The 17,093-nt window shown below is 64.8% G+C and carries 15 protein-coding genes; 9 read left to right on the top strand and 6 right to left on the bottom strand.

Features of this window, described 5'->3' with window-relative positions:
- Window positions 1-2: 2 nt before the first annotated feature.
- The gene (locus XH81_RS21565; protein ID WP_271596355.1) at window positions 3-1,544 is read right to left on the bottom strand and encodes an alkaline phosphatase D family protein; all 1,542 of its coding nucleotides are present in this window, start codon (window positions 1,542-1,544) and stop codon (window positions 3-5) included.
- A 181-nt stretch (window positions 1,545-1,725) separates the two neighbouring features.
- Complete coding sequence (locus XH81_RS21570; protein WP_028139291.1) at window positions 1,726-3,171, bottom strand: TAXI family TRAP transporter solute-binding subunit; 1,446 nt, start codon at window positions 3,169-3,171, stop codon at window positions 1,726-1,728.
- A 147-nt stretch (window positions 3,172-3,318) separates the two neighbouring features.
- Here XH81_RS21570 and XH81_RS21575 point away from each other — a divergent pair, with 147 nt between their 5' ends.
- Together XH81_RS21575 and XH81_RS21580 are read left to right on the top strand one after the other, a co-directional pair.
- Window positions 3,319-3,615 carry a 4a-hydroxytetrahydrobiopterin dehydratase gene (locus XH81_RS21575; protein WP_256379485.1) on the top strand — a complete coding sequence of 99 codons (297 nt, stop codon included), beginning with the start codon at window positions 3,319-3,321 and terminating at the stop codon, window positions 3,613-3,615.
- A 98-nt stretch (window positions 3,616-3,713) separates the two neighbouring features.
- Entirely contained in the window at window positions 3,714-4,103 is a 390-nt protein-coding gene (locus XH81_RS21580) for a YkvA family protein (RefSeq protein WP_028139289.1), read from the top strand.
- A gap of 226 nt (window positions 4,104-4,329) precedes the next feature.
- On the opposite strand, the gene XH81_RS21585 is transcribed toward XH81_RS21580, so the two are convergent.
- From XH81_RS21585 to XH81_RS21595, 3 genes are all read right to left on the bottom strand, one after another.
- Entirely contained in the window at window positions 4,330-5,490 is a 1,161-nt protein-coding gene (locus tag XH81_RS21585) for a TAXI family TRAP transporter solute-binding subunit (RefSeq protein ID WP_028139288.1), read from the bottom strand.
- A gap of 18 nt (window positions 5,491-5,508) precedes the next feature.
- Window positions 5,509-6,369, bottom strand: coding sequence for a hypothetical protein (locus XH81_RS21590; protein ID WP_028139287.1), 861 nt, complete (start codon window positions 6,367-6,369; stop codon window positions 5,509-5,511).
- 316 nt (window positions 6,370-6,685) lie between these two features.
- The gene (locus XH81_RS21595) at window positions 6,686-7,660 is read right to left on the bottom strand and encodes an NADPH:quinone oxidoreductase family protein (RefSeq protein WP_028139286.1); all 975 of its coding nucleotides are present in this window, start codon (window positions 7,658-7,660) and stop codon (window positions 6,686-6,688) included.
- A gap of 219 nt (window positions 7,661-7,879) precedes the next feature.
- On the opposite strand from XH81_RS21595, the gene XH81_RS21600 reads away from it, so the two are divergent.
- The 7 genes from XH81_RS21600 (at window position 7,880) to XH81_RS21630 (ending at window position 15,766) form a co-directional block, all read left to right on the top strand.
- Window positions 7,880-8,719, top strand: a complete 840-nt coding sequence (locus tag XH81_RS21600; RefSeq protein WP_028139285.1) for an SDR family oxidoreductase — start codon at window positions 7,880-7,882, stop codon at window positions 8,717-8,719.
- 117 nt (window positions 8,720-8,836) lie between these two features.
- Window positions 8,837-9,484 (top strand): invasion associated locus B family protein, encoded by a 648-nt coding sequence (locus XH81_RS21605; protein ID WP_028139284.1) that lies wholly within the window; start codon window positions 8,837-8,839, stop codon window positions 9,482-9,484.
- Window positions 9,485-9,675: 191 nt separating this feature from the next.
- Complete coding sequence (gene rlmN / locus XH81_RS21610) at window positions 9,676-10,881, top strand: 23S rRNA (adenine(2503)-C(2))-methyltransferase RlmN (RefSeq protein WP_028139283.1); 1,206 nt, start codon at window positions 9,676-9,678, stop codon at window positions 10,879-10,881.
- A 166-nt stretch (window positions 10,882-11,047) separates the two neighbouring features.
- Complete coding sequence (locus XH81_RS21615) at window positions 11,048-11,542, top strand: hypothetical protein (RefSeq protein WP_028139282.1); 495 nt, start codon at window positions 11,048-11,050, stop codon at window positions 11,540-11,542.
- Between the two features lie 54 nt (window positions 11,543-11,596).
- A complete protein-coding gene (locus XH81_RS21620) occupies window positions 11,597-12,373 on the top strand; it encodes a phosphatase PAP2 family protein (protein WP_028139281.1) in 777 nt (258 codons plus the stop codon).
- A 93-nt stretch (window positions 12,374-12,466) separates the two neighbouring features.
- Window positions 12,467-13,804: an argininosuccinate synthase gene (argG, locus tag XH81_RS21625; RefSeq protein ID WP_028139280.1), complete on the top strand. Its 1,338-nt coding sequence runs from the start codon at window positions 12,467-12,469 to the stop codon at window positions 13,802-13,804.
- Window positions 13,805-14,008: 204 nt separating this feature from the next.
- Window positions 14,009-15,766 (top strand): alkaline phosphatase, encoded by a 1,758-nt coding sequence (locus tag XH81_RS21630; protein WP_038973625.1) that lies wholly within the window; start codon window positions 14,009-14,011, stop codon window positions 15,764-15,766.
- Between the two features lie 64 nt (window positions 15,767-15,830).
- Here XH81_RS21630 and XH81_RS21635 read toward each other — a convergent pair.
- Window positions 15,831-17,093: OmpA family protein (locus XH81_RS21635; protein WP_271596356.1), on the bottom strand; the 1,263-nt coding region annotated here is incomplete at its 5' end.

A 17,093-nucleotide genomic window follows, 5' to 3' on the forward strand; every position in this document is an offset into this window, starting at 1 on the left:
GATCAGGCCTGCTTCGGATCGAGCGTGGTCGACCATAGCGCGACGTCGGCGCGGTCGCGCAAGGTCACCGTCATTTGGCCCGAGGCGCCGTCGATCTTGACGTGACCGAAGAACTGCATGCCGGCGGAGGGCGGCAGGTTCTGGCTGTCCTTGCCCGGCGCCTTGACGAAGCGCACCTCGGGCCCAAACGTGTTGTCGAGCGCGTTCGGACCGAACGTGCCGGCATGCAGCGGACCCGACACGAATTCCCAGAACGGCTCGAACTCCTGGAATTGTGCCTTGTTCGGATCGTAATAATGCGCGGCAGCGTAGTGCACGTCCGCCGTCAGCCACACCGTGTTGCTGATCGGCGCCATTTTGATGAAACGCAGCATGTCGGCAATCTCGAGCTCGCGGCCGCGCACCGGGCCGTCACCCTGCGCGACCGCTTCCGAGCCGCCCTTCGGCGTGTCCGACACGACGAGGCTGAGCGGCATGTCGGAGGCGATCACCTTCCAGGTCGCGCGCGAATTGAGCAGGCCGCGCTTGAGCCAGGCGATCTGGTCCGGGCCGAGGAAGTAGCTGGCGGGGCCGTAAGCGGTGTCCAGATTGGCGCCGTTCGGACCGCGATAGCTGCGCTCGTCGAGCACGAACACGTCGAGATGCGGGCCGTAGGAGATCTGGCGATAGACCCGGCCCGGCTCAACGATGCTCTCGCGCATCGGATACATCTCGTGGAAGGCGCGGCCCGCGCGGCCGGCGAGCAAGGCGATGTCGCGCTCCTTGTAGGCGGTCGGCAATTCCTTCGACAGCGACCAGTTGTTGGTCACCTCGTGGTCGTCCCATTGCACGAAGATCGGCACCTCGGCATTGAAGGCGCGGAGGTTTTCGTCGGTGAGATTGTATTTGTGCGCGGCGCGGTACTCGTCCAGCGTCTCGGCGACCTTGGCCTTCTCGGGGATGGTGACGTTCTTCCAAATCTTGCCGTCGGCGAGCTTCACCTCGGATTGAATCGGGCCGTCGGCGTAGATGGTGTCGCCCGAATGCAGGAAGAAATCCGGACGGTGCTTGCGCATCGCCGAGAAGGTGAACATGCCGTCGTCGTCGGGATTGATGCCCCAGCCCTGGCCGGCGACGTCTCCGCCCCAGACGAAGCTGACGTCGCGGCGGTCGGCCGGCGCGGTGCGGAAGCGGCCGACCACCGGCTCGCCCTCGATGGCGCTGTGGGAGAGATCGCGGAAGCGGACGCGGTAAAAGATGTCCTGGCTAGCAGGCAGGTTCTCGATCAGCATCTTCGCGGTGAAGTCGCTCTCGGGGAGCGCTGCGATCGTCGGTAGCGCGCGGGCATCCCTGAATGACTCTGTCGTCGCCACCTCGACCAGCATCTGCGCGGGCCGATCGGTGCGCGCCCACACCACGCCGCCGTCGACAGTGACGTCGCCCGACTGCACGCCATGAGTGACCATCGGCCGATCGGCCGCGCGCGAGAGATAGGGCATCGCCATCGTGCCGAGCGCACCGGCGCCGGTGGCAAGGAAGCGGCGGCGGGAGAATTTGATGTTCATGGGACGCGTCCGCTGGCTACTGTCTTGCGCTGTCATTCCGGAGCGCGCGAAGCGCGAATCCGGAATCTCGAGAATCCCCGGTACGCAATTGCGCACCTGCGGTCTGGTCCTTCGGACCATCCCGGAATGACCGTGGGAGCTATATTGAGACAATGTGACGCAGCGATAACGCGCGCAAGCGTTACGCGTTGCCGGCGGCCCTGAACTGGGCGCCGGCGCGCTGCAGGTTCTGCGGCAGGCTGAACAGCACCGCCTTGCGGTCGGCGACGGCGGCGTGGAACTGATCCAGCGCGATGTTGAAGGCGGTGAGCGCGGCTTCCTCGATCGCGCCGTGATCGAAGCAGCGCAGCGTGTCGCGCAGGATCTCGTCAGCCTCGGTCTGCATCTGGTCGAGCTCTTCGGTCGTCTCGCATCTGCGTGCGGCGGCGATCATGTCGAGCAGCCGTTCGCGCTGATGGTTGTTGTTGTCGCGCTCGTCCTTCTTCAGATAGCCGGCGAACCAGGCGCCGATCGAGCCCATGGCGGACAACGCCATCAGGCTCCACCAGATGTAGTCGCTGTATTTGTCGAGGAAGGTCTTTTCCTCGCCGTCGACGAAGGCGGCAGCGCCCGGATGCACCGGGATCACCGCATCCTTGTCGGTGTCGGGCGTTTCGATCTTCGCCGCCAGCGGGAATTCCGTCACCAGTTGCTGGCGCACGGCGAAGAGCTGGCGCGTGAACGCTGCGATGGTGGTTTCGGACACGCCTTTGCGCGCCACGACGTGGTGCGAGAAGCTGATGGTCTTGACCTCGTCATCCGGGCGGGCGGGCGAGCCGCCATAGGTGCCGGCGGGAATCTCGGACGCTTCGTAGACCGGGTGGTTCTGCGCGATCGCATCCGCGGACTCGATCGCGAGGAAGCTGGGCGCGCCGAAATCCTTGGTGGAGGCGGCGATCGCATCTGCCGTGATTTTGCTGTTGACCGGGCCGGCCGCGAGATAGACGTCGGCCTTCTGGGCCTTGATCGCTTCGGCGACCTCGTTGGCCGGGAATTGCACGATCTCGACCTTGGCGGGATCGACGTTGTATTGCTGGAGGATCACCTTGAGCAGATTGACGTTGGCCTGGGTGCGGCCGACCACGCCGACGCGATGGCCGGCGAGCTGCGAGATCTTGGTAATCTTCGCGCCCCGCTTCTTGCCTTTGCCCGGTACGGACCACAGCACCACGACGTTCTTGCGCAGGGTCGCGACCGCTTGCGCGTTCTTGGGCACGTCGAGGTCGCCGCGCACGATGGCGAGATCGACCTTGCCTTCCGCAAGCGCATTGGCGCTGGCGGTGGCGCCGTCGGTCTGGATCGGTCGCAGCCGCACCTGGCCCTTGCTCTGCGTGAAGGCCTGCGTCAGCGCCTGCACGACCTTGACGTCGTCGCTGTTGGCGGGACCGACCGCGATCTTCAACGTCACGGGCCGCATGGCGAAGTAGTAGCCGCCGACGAGTGCGCCGATGATGGCAAGCACGAGCGCAAGAGACACGAGCGCGGTCTTCCGCGCCGCGGATCGCGGCGAAGGCGGAGAGGGCGTTTCGGCCAGGTCCAATCCCCCGGTCATCGATCTCCCAAACAGGCGCTTCAGGCTCAGTTTCATCCTGGCCGGCGATTTACGCCCGTAATTGTAGCAAATTTCTTGTCCGGCGGGGTTACATCTCCGTCATGGTTAGCGGATGGCGGAAATCCCGTATGAACCCGGGCGTCAGCGGGGTGTTAGGGTAAAGTTCCCCTGAAGGACGGAGATATGACCATGGCAGAACGGCTCTCGGCGGAGGCGCGCAGGCAGGCGCTGGGCGGACTACCCGGTTGGGGCGAGGTTCAGGGCCGGGATGCCATCGGTAAAAGCTTTATCTTCAAGGATTTCAACGAGGCGTTCGGCTTCATGACCCGCGCCGCGCTGGCCGCCGAGAAGATGGATCACCACCCCGAATGGCGCAACGTCTACAAGACGGTGGAGGTGGTGCTGTCGACCCACGACGCCGGCGGCGTCACGGCGCTCGACATCGCGCTGGCCAAGACGATGAACGCGATCGCAGGCTGAGACCGGCCGACGTCTTGCAGGGATCGGCCACATCCCCATCTTGTGATCAGTCGGGATGCGGCGGTCCGCCGCCCGGGCTGAACGGGAGTTTGTCGAACATGGCTGCCGAACACAGCGTCGGTTTCGAGCCGGCCGATCGGCTCGCGGAAGATCGCGAGAGCGTGCGCCGCCGCTTCTGGCGCAAGCTGAAGCGTGTCGCCGCGCAGCTGCCGTTCGCGGAAGACCTGCTTGCTGCTTATTACTGCGCGTTCGACCGGCAGACCCCGCGCCACGTCCAGGCCGCGCTGTTAGGTGCGATCGCCTATTTCATCCTGCCGTTCGATTTCGTCGCCGACGTGATGCCGGTCCTCGGCTTCGCCGACGACGCCGCCGTGCTCGCCACCGCCATCCGCATGGTTTCCGGCCACATCACGAATGAGCATCGCGAAGCCGCGCGCGCTGTGCTGAAGCGCGGGGTGGGTGAGATGGAAGAAGGCGCTGCGCAGTAGGCGCGGTCTGCCAACGCTGTCATTCCCCGCGACCCGGCTACGCCAAGGCTTCGCCGGGGTTGAGGTCCAGGGGCGCCGAAGCTTTAGCGAAGGCGGCAGGCGGGGAATCCAGTACGCCGCGGCTCCTCGGTTCAATCGTGACTGCCTCTGGAAGACTGGATCGCCCGCCCCAGCGCGCAAGTGCGTACAAGGCGGGCGATGACAGTGAGTGTGAGGATGAAACTCGCTACTTCTTCCCCGCCTCCACCCGCGCCTTCTCCGCGTCCCATGCCTGGAATTGCTTGAACAGCGTTTCCCTGTCCGCGTCAGACACGTTTGCGGCCGTGGGGCTCTGCTTCAGGAACGCCTCGAATCGTTGCCGTGTCACCGGCTCGACGCCGTGCTTGTCGAGCCATTGCTGCGCCACCGGCAATCTGTTCCACCCCGACAGGGGTGCCGCGAGCGAGACCTCCTTCCATTTGGGATGGAAAGGCGCGTTCTGGAGCGCCGGGAATTTCGTGAAGAACGCGTCCACGAACAGCGCGAGCTTGCGATAGCGCTCGGTGTTTGGCGCCCAGCTATAGGCCGCGAGCACCGCCGGCACCGCGATGGTGTCCACGCTCTCGCCCTCCTTGATCAGGTTCGGATAGTCCTTGGTCGTCAGCGTCGCCGGCAGATAGTCGCTCTGGAGCGGCTTTGCATAGTCAACCTTGGCAAGATGGAAGCGGCCGTCATTGTTGAAGGTCGAGACCGATTTGTACGGCTTGCCGCCGACCACGATGACGGCGTCGATCTCGCCAGCCTTCAATTTCTCCATCGCGATGCGCTGCTCGACATAGACGAAGTTCGCCTTGATCCCGAGCCGCTCGAACACCGTGAGCGCGGTGACGAAGGTGCCGCCATTGGGCAGGTCGACGCTGACCTTCTTGCCTTCGAGGTCTTTCAATGTCGCGATCGATTTCGGCGCGATCACCTGCATCTCTTCGTTGTAGAGCTTTGTCACATAGGTGAACTGCTTCTTGATGTCCTTGGCAAAACCCTTGCGCTCGAGATAGTCGAGCGTGTCGGCCCGCACGATGCCGAGATCGACGCCTTGCAGGAACAGGATGTCGGCAACGCTCTGCACCGAGCCGCGGCCGACGATCGGCAGCACGCGGATCTTGTTGCCGTCGTCGAGCACCGAGGCGAGGTCGGCGCCGAACTGCACGTAGGTGCCGCCGATCGTGCCGGTGATCAGCGTGACGGTGTTGGCATTCAGCGCCTTCTTGGTCGAGGTCGAGCCGAACTGGAAGATGGCCTTCAGGCCGTCCGAGACCTTGGCCGGATCGTATTCGGTCTGCTCGGCGCCGGCGGTGGAGGCATAGATCGTCATGATGGCGGCAAGTGCCATTCCAAAAGCGTTACGCATGATGTCCCCTGAAGAGTTCTAATTCTGAAACCGGACGAGGCGCTGGCGCGCCTCCGCCGATCCGAGTGATGCAGCCCGCTGGTACCAGTCACGTGCGGCGGATGCGTCGGCAATGACACTTCGCGCATCGCTGGTGCCGAGCACCGTGGGATCATAGGTCTGCGCCAGCAGAAGCGCGGCCGTTGCATCTTGCGCATTGGCCGCGCGTTCGAGCAGCAGCCGCGCTGCGGCGATGTCACCGATCCTCAACAGGCTCTTCGCGCGCGTCATCAACCCTGCCAGCGTGTCGGCGTCGAGCGTCCTGACCGGCTCAGGCGGTGCAGGCTGTGCCGCGACGGGCTCCGGTGCCTGCACTGGTGCTTGCACCGGTCCTTGCGCTTGCAGCGCAACCTGATAGGCGGTCGCTATCGCTTCGCGGCTTGGCACCAGCGGTGCAGGGAGGTCCCGTGAGTCGGCGCTCGCCAGCGTCGTGTTGGACACGCGGGCCGGATCCTTGAGCGGGGTCTGCGGTGTCGCCGGCGCAATGGCCGACGCCATGGCCATGTCCGGCGCGACCCCCACCCAGCTACCGGCATTGGCGGTCAAGAAGCCGCGAAAGTCGGATTGATACAGTACAGCCAGAACTGCCAGGGTGGACGCTGCCAGAACAGCGGCGAGAACACGCGGCACAATTCTGGAACGCAACTCCACCGGCGTATATTCGCTTGGGTCCGGCGCGCCGAGCGGATCGGACAGGAACAGCGGAATCGGATCGTCCTGCGAAAGATCGGCCCGTGCGGCGCGCGCACGGACAAAGGACGCGGTCGGTGGATGTGATGCGGCTCGATGGAAGTCGAGCGCACTCGACTCCTTCGACGGGCGGTACGCCGTCGTCTCCATGGTGATGCTCCCCATTACTAACGCAACGCAGGGGCATTCCCGGCTTCAGTCTTTTTATTGTTGTCCAGAAGTACCCCGCAAACTGGAGCCGGTAAATCGCCGTCTGAATCAGCCCAAAAAACGACGACGATTTGCGCGAATCGGGAGAGATTTGGGTTTGATTGCGGCGAGGCCGGGGAATGCACCGCAATTTTGGCGGGCATGGTTGAGGGAGCTTTACCAGGCGACGGCGCACGAAAAAGCTGGCGCAGCTTCAGCGACGCCAGCGATTCGAGCGGTGACGGTTGTGTATGTGGCGATGGCGATGCCTACATCCTCACGGATGCAAAATCACCTTGCCCATGGCCTGACGTCCCGCGAGCACCTTTAGTGCATCCGCCGTCTGCGCCAGCGGGAAAGTGCGGTCGACATGCGACGAGATCTTTCCTTCCGCGGTCCACTTCACGAGCTTCTCGAGATTGGCGCGGTTCTTCTCCGGATTCTGCCGCGTCCATGCGCCCCAGAACACGCCGCGGATGTCGCAGCCTTTCAAGAGTGCGAGGTTCAGCGGCATCTTCGGAATGTCGCCCGCGGCGAAACCGATCACGAGGAAGCGGCCTTCCCACGCGATCGAGCGCAGCGCCTGCTCGGCATAGGCACCACCAACCGGATCGAAGATGATGTCGACGCCCTTGCCGCCCGTGAGTTTTCGCAAGCCCTCCTTCAGATCCTCCTTGGCGTAGTTCAAGGTCAGCTCGGCGCCATGCGCCTTCGCGAATTCGAGCTTCTCGTCCGACGAAGCGCAGGCGATCACCTTCAATCCCATCAGCTTGCCGAGCTCGCAGGCGGCAAGGCCGGTGCCGCCGGCCGCGCCTAACACGGCAAGCGTCTCGCCCGGCTTCGGGCTGGCGCGATCTTCCAGCGCATGCAGCGCCGTCCCGTAGATGATGATGATGCCGGCCGCGCGGTCGTAGTCGAGATTGTCGGGGATCTTCACGATCGACGCCGCCGGCAGCGCGATCTTCTCGCGCGCGCCGTTGTGGCCGCAGGAAGCGACGACGCGATCGCCGACCTTCAGATCGGTCACGCCGGCGCCGATGCTCTCGATCACGCCCGCGACTTCCGCGGCCGGCGAGAACGGGAATGGCGGCTTGATCTGGTACTTGCCCTGAATCATCAGGATGTCGAAGAAGTTCAGCGCCGCCGCCTTGATCGCGATCACCGCTTCGCCGTGACCGGCCACCGGATCCGGCACTTCAGCCAGCACGAGATCGTCAGGCTGGCAATATTGCGAGCAGAGGATGGCTTTCATGGCGGCACCTTGGGCGTTTCGAGTGGAATTATAGTTTGGCCGTTTCTGCCGGATTTAGGCACGGGCGACAATCCGGTTTCTTTGCTGGATGCCATGTTCGGCCTATCCTCGTCATTGCGAGCGGAGCGAAGCAATCCAGACTATTTCCGCGGGACGGATTCCGGATTGCTTCGCTGCGCTCGCAACGACGGAGCAAGAAGAAAGGGGAGGATTCAAACGATGTTTGAAACAGGCCTGCTGAGGGACAAGCGCATCCTCGTCACCGGCGGCGGCTCGGGCCTCGGCGCCGCGATGGGGCGCCGTTTCCTTGCACTCGGCGCCGAGCTCGTGATCTGCGGCCGCAAGCTCGACCGGCTGGACGCAACCGCGAGCGAGATGCGCGACGAGACAGGTGGCAAGGTCACGACGATCGCCTGCGACATCCGCGACGGCGTGGCCGTCGACAGCATGATGGAGCAGATCTGGCGCGAGGCGCCGCTCGATATCCTCGTCAACAACGCCGCTGCGACGTTCATCGCACAGAGCGAGCATCTATCGTTCCGAGCAGCCGATGCGATCCTCGCGCCGACGCTGCATGGCGCGATGTATTGCACGCTCGCTGCCGGAAGGCGCTGGATCGAGGACAAGCATGGCGGTGTCGTGCTCTCGATCCTCTCGACCTCGACCATCACCGGCCGCGCCTTCACCGTGCCGTCGGCGATGGCAAAGTCGGCGCTGCTGGCGATGACCAGAAGCCTCGCGGTGGAATGGGGGCCGAAAGCCATCCGCACCGTCGCCATCGCCCCGGGTCCGTTCCCGACCGCGGGCGCGTCGGGGCAGCTCCGCCCCGAAGGCCGTGACGAAGGCTGGACCGCGCGCAATCCGCTCGGCCGGACCGGGGAGCACAGCGAGCTTGCCGATCTCGCCAGCTTCCTGGTCTCGGACCGCGCCGGCTACATCAATGGCGAGATGGTCGTCATCGACGGTGGCGCGCATCTGCGCAGTTCCGGCGCCGAGGATTTATTGCGTTGGACCGAGACGCAATGGGCCGACCAGCGCGCCGCGCGATCCAAACCTTAAGGCGCCGCTGATACCGCTAACTGCCTTCCCAAATTGGACTTTCCCGGCTATCCCTGCCGGGGGACAAAGCGCGGCCGGGCCATCTTCCAGTCACAATATTGAGGGAACCACTCCAGCATGTGGCGGGTGCTATCTTTAGCTTTGATGATCGGCATGATGACGTGCGGGATCGCCGATCTTGCGCGGGCGCAGACGGCGCAACCGGCGCCGAAGGCCGCACCGAAGTCGGCGGCTCCGCCGGCCAATACGACTGCAAAGAGCGCGGCAAAGCCCGAGAGCAAGCCTGCGGCGCCGCCCGCGGCGGTTGCGGGTGGCGCGGAGCCGACCCTGATCGGCCAGTTCGGCACCTGGGGCGCTTATTCGGCGACGCCCAACGGCAAGAAGGTCTGCTTCGCGCTGGCCAAACCCTCGTCGTCGAAGACAAATCCGCCGAATCGGCCGCGCGATCCCGCTTATGCCTTCGTCTCGACCCGTCCGGCCGAGAAGGTGAACAACGAAGTCTCGGTCATGATCGGCTACGCGCTGAAGCCGGGCTCGGAATCGTCGGTCGAGGTCGGCGGCGCCGCCTTCGCCATGTACACGCAGGGCGACGGCCTCTGGATCAAGAACGCGGCCGAGGAGGAGCGGATGGTCGAAGCCATGCGCAAATCCGCCGAGCTGGTCGTCAAGGGGGTGTCGGCCAAGGGCACCGAGACGACCGACACGTTCTCGCTGAAAGGCCTCGCCCAGGCGCTGGACAAGATCGCCCAGGATTGCCGGCGGTAAGCCTCTCGGCTTAGTCCTTTAAGGCTAAGCGACAGCCACGGTCGCAATCGGCTGTTCCGGTTGCTATATAGGGCCGGTTCCAAGTTTTTCCGTCTTTCCGGGATGGTCCGAAGGACCAGACCCGGAATCTCGAGGTTCCGGGTTCGACGCTTCGCGCCGCCCCGGAACGACCACCTAGTCAGGTCCATTCAATGCAACCGACGACGACCGAGCCGCATAACGCAATCCTGGTGGAGAAGACGCCACTCGAGACCTATGTGCCGCCGGCGAGGCCCTCGCTGATCGGTCTGTCGCGCACGGAGCTTGCCGATCGCCTCGGCGAGATCGGCGTCACGCCGGCGCAGCGCAAGATGCGCGTGCAGCAGCTCTGGCACTGGCTCTATTTCCGCGGCGCTCAGAGCTTCGACGACATGACCTCGATCTCGAAGGGCATTCGCGCCGAACTCGCGCAGCATTTTACGGTCGACCGGCCCGAAGTCGTGGCCGAGCAGATCTCCAACGATGGCACCCGCAAATGGCTGCTGCGTCTGCCGAGCGGCGACAATGTCGAGCGCGCCCATGAAGTCGAGTGCGTCTACATTCCCGAGACCGATCGCGGCACGCTCTGCGTCTCCTCGCAGGTCGGCTGCACGCTGAACTGCTCGTTCTGCCACACCGGCACCCAGCGGCTGGTGCGCAATCTCACCGCGGGTGAGATTGTCGGACAGATCATGGTGGCGCGGGATCGATTGAATGATTGGGCCGATCGCGAGGACGGCACGCGCCGCGTCACCAACATCGTGATGATGGGGATGGGCGAGCCGCTCTACAATTTCGACGCGGTGCGCGATGCGCTTCTGATCGTCGGCGACAATGAAGGCATCGGCATCTCCCGCCGGCGCATCACGCTGTCGACCTCGGGCGTGGTGCCGAACATCGTGCGCGCCGGCGAGGAGATCGGCGTCATGCTCGCGATCTCGCTGCACGCGGTGCGCGACGAGCTGCGCAACGAGCTGGTGCCGCTCAACCGCAAATATCCGATCAAGGAGCTGCTGCAGGCCTGTCGCGATTATCCCGGCGCCTCGAATGCGCGCCGCATCACCTTCGAATATGTTATGCTCAAGGGCGTCAACGACTCGCTCGACGATGCAAAATTGCTGGTGAAGCTGCTCAAGGGCATTCACGCCAAGATCAACCTGATCCCGTTCAATCCCTGGCCCGGCACCGCGTACGAGTGTTCGGACTGGGACCAGATCGAAAAATTCTCCGAATACATCTTCAACGCCGGCTATTCCTCGCCGGTGCGCACGCCGCGCGGCCGCGACATCCTCGCCGCCTGCGGCCAGCTCAAGTCGGAGACCGAGAAGCTCAGCGCACGCGAACGCCAGGCGCTGCGCGCCATGGCGATGACGGATTGAGGATGACACCGTACTCGACGTTCGTCATGGCCGGGCTTGACCCGGCCATCTGCGTTTATGAGCTGTCATTCCGGGGCGCGCGTAGCGCGAACCCGGAATCTGGAGATTCCGGATTCGGCGCTGCGCACCGCTCCGGAATGACGATGATACGCAACAGGTCCATCAGATGTCCCTGATCGGCCGCCTCATCGTCATCTTCATCGGCTTCCTTGCCGCCTGCTTCGTCGGCGGCATGATCGTCGTCGTCGCGCTGCTGTTTCCGGAGTTCGCCGATCTCGGTGCCGGCCCCGTCGATCAGGGCACGATCGACATTTTGCTGGGCTTCGGCTTCATCTTCGTCTCCGGCTTTGCGCTGGTGCCGGCGGCGGTGATCGTGGCGATCACTGAGGCGCTCTACATCCGCAGCGTGCTCGCTTATGCCGTTGGCGGCGGCCTCGTCGGGCTTGGCTGCTATCTCGGCCTCGTTCCCTTTCACTCCGACACATTTCAGTTCGAAGGCATCGTGCGGCGCCATCTGGAGATCATGACCGGCGCCGGCATCGTCGCCGGCGTGGTCTACTGGCTGATCGCCGGCCGCAACGCCGGCGCCTGGCGCATCCCGCCGCCCCCGCGCCAGCCACCTCCGCCGCTGCCGTCGAATTCAAGGCCGGACGCGCGATGAGTCGTGCCGCTTCCGGGGTTTCCATCCCCGTCCCACTCCGCTAAACCGCGCGCCATGAACCGGACTGGACTCTTCATCGCCCTGGCGCTGTGGCTCGTGATCGGCGTTGTTTTCGGCCTCTATCCCGAGCTCGATCTCAAGCTCGCGTCGCTGTTCTTCGACCCCCAAACCAAAACCTTTCCGCTCAAGCTGAACGACTGGGCGGGCTTTGCGCGGGACGCCGCGATGTGGGTCGCCTGGGCCTTCGTGCTGCCGTCGCTTGTGGCGCTCGTTGTCAAGATGATCCGGCCCGACCGTCCCTTGATGGTGTCGGGACGCGCGATCGTATTTCTGCTGGTCACCATCATCATGTCGGCCGGCATCCTCACCAACCTCACCTTCAAGACCTATTGGGGCCGCCCGCGCCCGGTGGTGGTGACGCAGTTCGCCGGCGACCAGCAGTTCGTGGCGTGGTGGGATCCGCGGGGCGATTGCGTGCGCAACTGCTCGTTCTTCTCGGGCGAGGGCGCGACCGCGTTCTGGACGCTGGCGCCGGCTGCGCTGGCGCCGCCGGCATGGCGCCCGCTCGCCTATGCCGGCGCGGTGGTGTTCGGCGCCGTCACCAGCGGGCTGCGCATGGCGTTTGGTGGCCATTTCTTCACGGATGTGGCGATCGCCGGTCTCGTCAGTTTCGTCGTGATCTGGTTTGCCTACGCGCTGATTTACCGCTGGCCACGGACCCGGTTTTCGGACGAGGCGGTCGACGCCGCCCTGACCCGGCTGAACATGCCCGCCTACCGGCTCCGCCGGCGCCTGTTCAGCGGCAAGACCGGTCCCGAACCCTCGGTTTAAGCCATTAAATGGGTGCCGAGCCCCGCGAAATTTGATATTCGCGCGGTCAACCCGTCCATGACATCAGCCCCTTGAGACCCGATTGGAAGCGCCATGACCACGATCCTGAAAAGCCTGCCCAAGGGTGAGAAAGTCGGCATCGCTTTTTCGGGCGGCCTCGATACCTCTGCGGCGCTGCTCTGGATGAAGCAGAAGGGCGCGCGCTGCTACGCCTACACCGCCAATCTCGGCCAGCCCGACGAGGCCGACTACAACGAGATCCCGCGCAAGGCGATGGAGTTCGGTGCCGAGAAGGCCCGGCTCGTCGATTGCCGCACGCAGTTGGTCCATGAAGGTATCGCCGCGATCCAGTCGGGCGCCTTCCATATCTCGACCGGCGGCATCACCTATTTCAATACCACCCCGCTCGGCCGCGCCGTCACCGGCACGATGCTGGTCGCGGCGATGAAGGAAGACGGCGTCAACATCTGGGGCGACGGCTCGACCTTCAAGGGCAACGACATCGAGCGCTTCTATCGCTACGGCCTGCTCACCAATCCCGGCCTGAAGATCTACAAGCCCTGGCTCGACCAGCAGTTCATCGACGAGCTCGGCGGTCGCGCCGAGATGTCGGCGTTCATGACCGCCCAGGGCTTTGCCTACAAGATGAGCGCCGAGAAAGCGTATTCGACCGACAGCAATCTGCTCGGCGCCACGCACGAAGCCAAGGACCTCGAGAGCCTCGACAGCGGCATCAAGATCGTCAACCCGATCATGGGCGTGCCGTTCTGGCGCGACGACTGCAACGTCAAGGCCGAGAAGGTCGTGGTGCGTTTCGAGGAAGGGCAGCCGACCGCGCTCAACGGCCAGACCTTCGCTGATCCCGTCGCGCTGTTCCTGGAGGCCAACGTCATCGGCGGCCGCCACGGCCTCGGCATGAGCGACCAGATCGAGAACCGCATCATCGAGGCCAAGAGCCGCGGCATCTATGAAGCGCCGGGCATGGCGCTCTTGCACATCGCCTATGAGCGCCTCGTCACCGGCATCCACAACGAGGACACCATCGAGCAGTACCGCATCAGCGGCATGCGTCTCGGTCGTCTGCTCTATCAGGGCCGCTGGTTCGACTCGCAAGCGTTGATGCTGCGTGAGACCGCGCAGCGCTGGGTCGCGCGCGCCGTCACCGGCGAGGTGACGCTGGAGCTGCGCCGCGGCAACGATTATTCGATCCTCAACACCGAGAGCCCGAACCTCACTTATGCGCCTGAAAGGCTCAGCATGGAGAAGGTCGAGGATGCCGCGTTCTCGCCCGCCGACCGGATCGGCCAGCTGACCATGCGCAATCTCGACATCGCCGATACCCGGACCAAGCTCGGTCTCTATTCGAAGACCGGTTTGCTGTCGGGCAGCGAAGGCTCGCAGATATTCAAGCTCGAGAACGACAAGGGCTAATGCCCTCGCTGCCGCAGGGTGGGCAAAGCGAAAGCGTGCCCACCATCTTTCCGCGACCGAGATAGTGGTGGGCACGGCGCTCACGCGCCTTTGCCCACCGGACGATTGCGCGTAGCCCGGATGGAGCTACGCGCTTAATGACGATGTCATGCTCGACCGTTACGATTCCGCTCCTGTTGGAAACGGAATCGCGGAGCATCGCGTATGGTCAAGAGATCGGCACTCGCCTCTCTCATCGTCCTCGTTGGGACATCGTCATTGTCGGCTCAGACGATCTATCCGATCGATCGTGCCGAGATCCTGACCGGCGCGCAGTTCGACTTCAAGGTCGAGTTTCCCGGGCCGGTCGATCCGGCCAAGTTGAAGGTGACGGTGAACGGCGCGGATTATGCGACCGCGTTCGGCCGTTCGGCGACCTTCATCGAGCGCGAGGACGGCAAGGAGCAGTCGGCGCTGATTCTGCGCGACGTCACGCTGACCACGCCGGGCAGCATTGCCGTGGATGTGAGCGACGGCACGCGCCAGCGCAGCGTCACGTGGACGGTCTACGACACGGGTCCGCGCAAGGCGAAGAACGTCATCCTGTTCATCGGTGATGGCATGTCGCCGGCGCATCGGGTCGCGGCCCGAATCCTGTCCAAGGGCATTGCGGAGGGCAAGAGCCGCGGGAAGCTCGCCATCGACGACATGCCTCATATGGCCCTGGTGGCGACCGCGGGCTCGGACTCGATCATCACGGACTCCGCGAACTCGGCCAGCGCCTATGCGACCGGGCACAAGAGTGCCGTCAACGCTCTCGGCGTCTATGCGGACCGCACTGCAAGCCCGTTCGACGATCCCCGGGTCGAAACCATCACGAGCCTCGCCAGGAGGCGGCTCGGCATGGCGATCGGCATCGTCACCAACACCGAGATCGAAGACGCAACGCCGGCGGCGATGGTCGCGCATACGCGCCGGCGCGCGGCCTATGACGAGATCGTCGAGCAGTTGTTCGCGGCCAGGCCGGATGTGGTGATGGGCGGCGGCAGCGCGAATTTCCTGCCGAAATCTGCCGCCGGCTCCAAGCGCAAGGACGAGACCGACTACATCGCGAAGTTTCGTGACGCAGGCTACCAGGTGGCGACCACCGCGAGCGAGCTCAGCGCTTCTGCCGCAAAGCCGGAGACGGGCAAGCTGCTCGGCCTGTTCGCCACGGGCAACATGGACGGTGCGCTTGACCGCAAATTCCTGAGAGGTGGCGGCGTGAAGAAGTTTCCCGAGCAGCCTGACTTGACCGAGCAGGTGCAGGCAGCGCTGGACATCCTTGCGAAGAGCGAGGCCGGCTTCTTCCTGATGGTCGAATCCGGACTGATCGACAAATATGCGCATGTCCTCGACATGGAACGGGCCGTCTACGACACGATCATGCTCGACAATGCGGTGCGCCAGACCCGCGAATGGGCGCGTGCGCGGGGCGATGATACCCTCATCCTGGTGCTCGCGGACCACAATCATCCCAACGGCCTTGTCGGCACGATCAACGACGACATGAGCGCCACGCCTAACGTTTCCCTGCGCGAGCGCGTCGGCGTCTACGAGCAGGCCGGATTTCCCAATTATCCGGCGCCCGATGCGGATGGCTATCCGTCACGCGTCGATGTCAGCCGCCGGCTCGCGATCTTCTCGGCCAGCCTGCCGGACCACTACGAGACGTTCCGCCCGAAGCTCGATAATCCCAACGAGCCCACCGTCAAGGCGGGCGACGACGGGACCTTCAAGGCCAACGACAAATACAAGGACGTCCCAGGCGCGGTGCTGCGCCCGGGCAATCTGTCGGCAATGATCGGCGCCAGCGTGCATTCGGGTGAGGACGTCATCCTCACCGCGACCGGGCCGGGCAGCGATGGTGTGCGCGGCTCGATGGACAATACCGAAGTCTTTCGCCTCATGGTCGACGCGTTGGGGCTGGCCGCTCGGCGGTAGCGGCGATGCTGTCCAAACAAAAATGGCCGGAATTGCTCCCGGCCATTTGCGTTTGTGCTTGCCGTTACCGCGGCGGCGCGGTGCCGGCCGGAGGCGGCGGCAGCGAGGCTTGGCCGCCGTTGAGCAGCGGCGTGATGTTGCGGATGGTTACCCGACGGTTGATCGCGCTCGGCCCCTGCGTCTGCTCCTTCAGGTACTGCTCGCCGTAGCCCTGCGACGTCAGGTTCTCGGCGGGCACACCAAACTGCTGCGTCAGCAATTCGGCCGCGGACTGCGCACGGCGGTCCGACAATGAGAGATTGTCGACCTCGTTGCCGACCGCGTCGGTGTGTCCCTCGATCAGGAACACCTCGCGCGGATTGCGCTGGATCGCCTGGTTGAGGCCGTCGGCGATCACCTGCAGCCGGGCCGCCTGGTCCGGCGGGATGGTCCACGATCCCGTCTCGAAGATGATCGTGTTGACGTCGATGCTCGGCATCTGCATGCGAACATTGGGGCTGTAGCGGATCTCGTCGAGCGAGTAACGCCGATCGATCCGCTGCACCGGCGGTGCAACCATCGTCTGGTAGATCACGTCCGGCGACGCTTCCTGGGCGTCGACGATGTAGCGATCATAGGGAATGTTCACGACCGGCGGCGGCGCGTCGACATAGAAGCCGCCGACTGCCCGCGGATCGCGGTAGGTGTTGTCGATGATGACGAGTTCGCCCCCGCGGGGGTCCCTGCGGATTCGCCGCCGCAGCGAACCGTCCGCACCGACCACGGTGATGATCTCGCTGCCGTCGGGACGGACCACGACGGTGCGGGTTTCACCGCCGACAGTGTCGGTGCGGATGTCACGGGCGCCATAGCGGAAGCGATAGAGGTCGTTGCCGCGGACGTAAGCCTGCCCGCCCGGATCGCGGATGATGATGCGGTCCGGCTCGGTGTAGACGGTGCGGCCGCCTTCGACGACCTCGCGTCGCTGGCTGTGCATGTCGGCAATGGTGGCGCCGACCACGGCGCCGGCCACCACGCCTGCACCGATCGCGAGCGGGGTCAGGTCGCGCTGCTGCGGGCGCGGCGGAGGTGGCAAGGGCGCGGCGATCGTCGGCGCGGCCCGGAAGGCGGGCGCGACCGTCGGCGGAGCATTCCGCACCCTGTCGGGTGGCGGCGTGGCGGCCGCCGAGCCCGGTACGGTGCTCGGTGCCGCGACGCCGGCGGGAGGCGCCGGCGGCCGTGGCGGGGCACCAGCCTGCGGACCTGCAGCGGGGGTTCCGGCTGCGGGCGGCGTTCCACCCTGCTGGCCAGGAGTCGGCGTCGCAGTCGGGGCTGGAGTCGCGCCGGG

It is taken from the genome of Bradyrhizobium sp. CCBAU 25360 (assembly GCF_028128695.1).
Lineage (GTDB): Bacteria > Pseudomonadota > Alphaproteobacteria > Rhizobiales > Xanthobacteraceae > Bradyrhizobium > Bradyrhizobium ottawaense.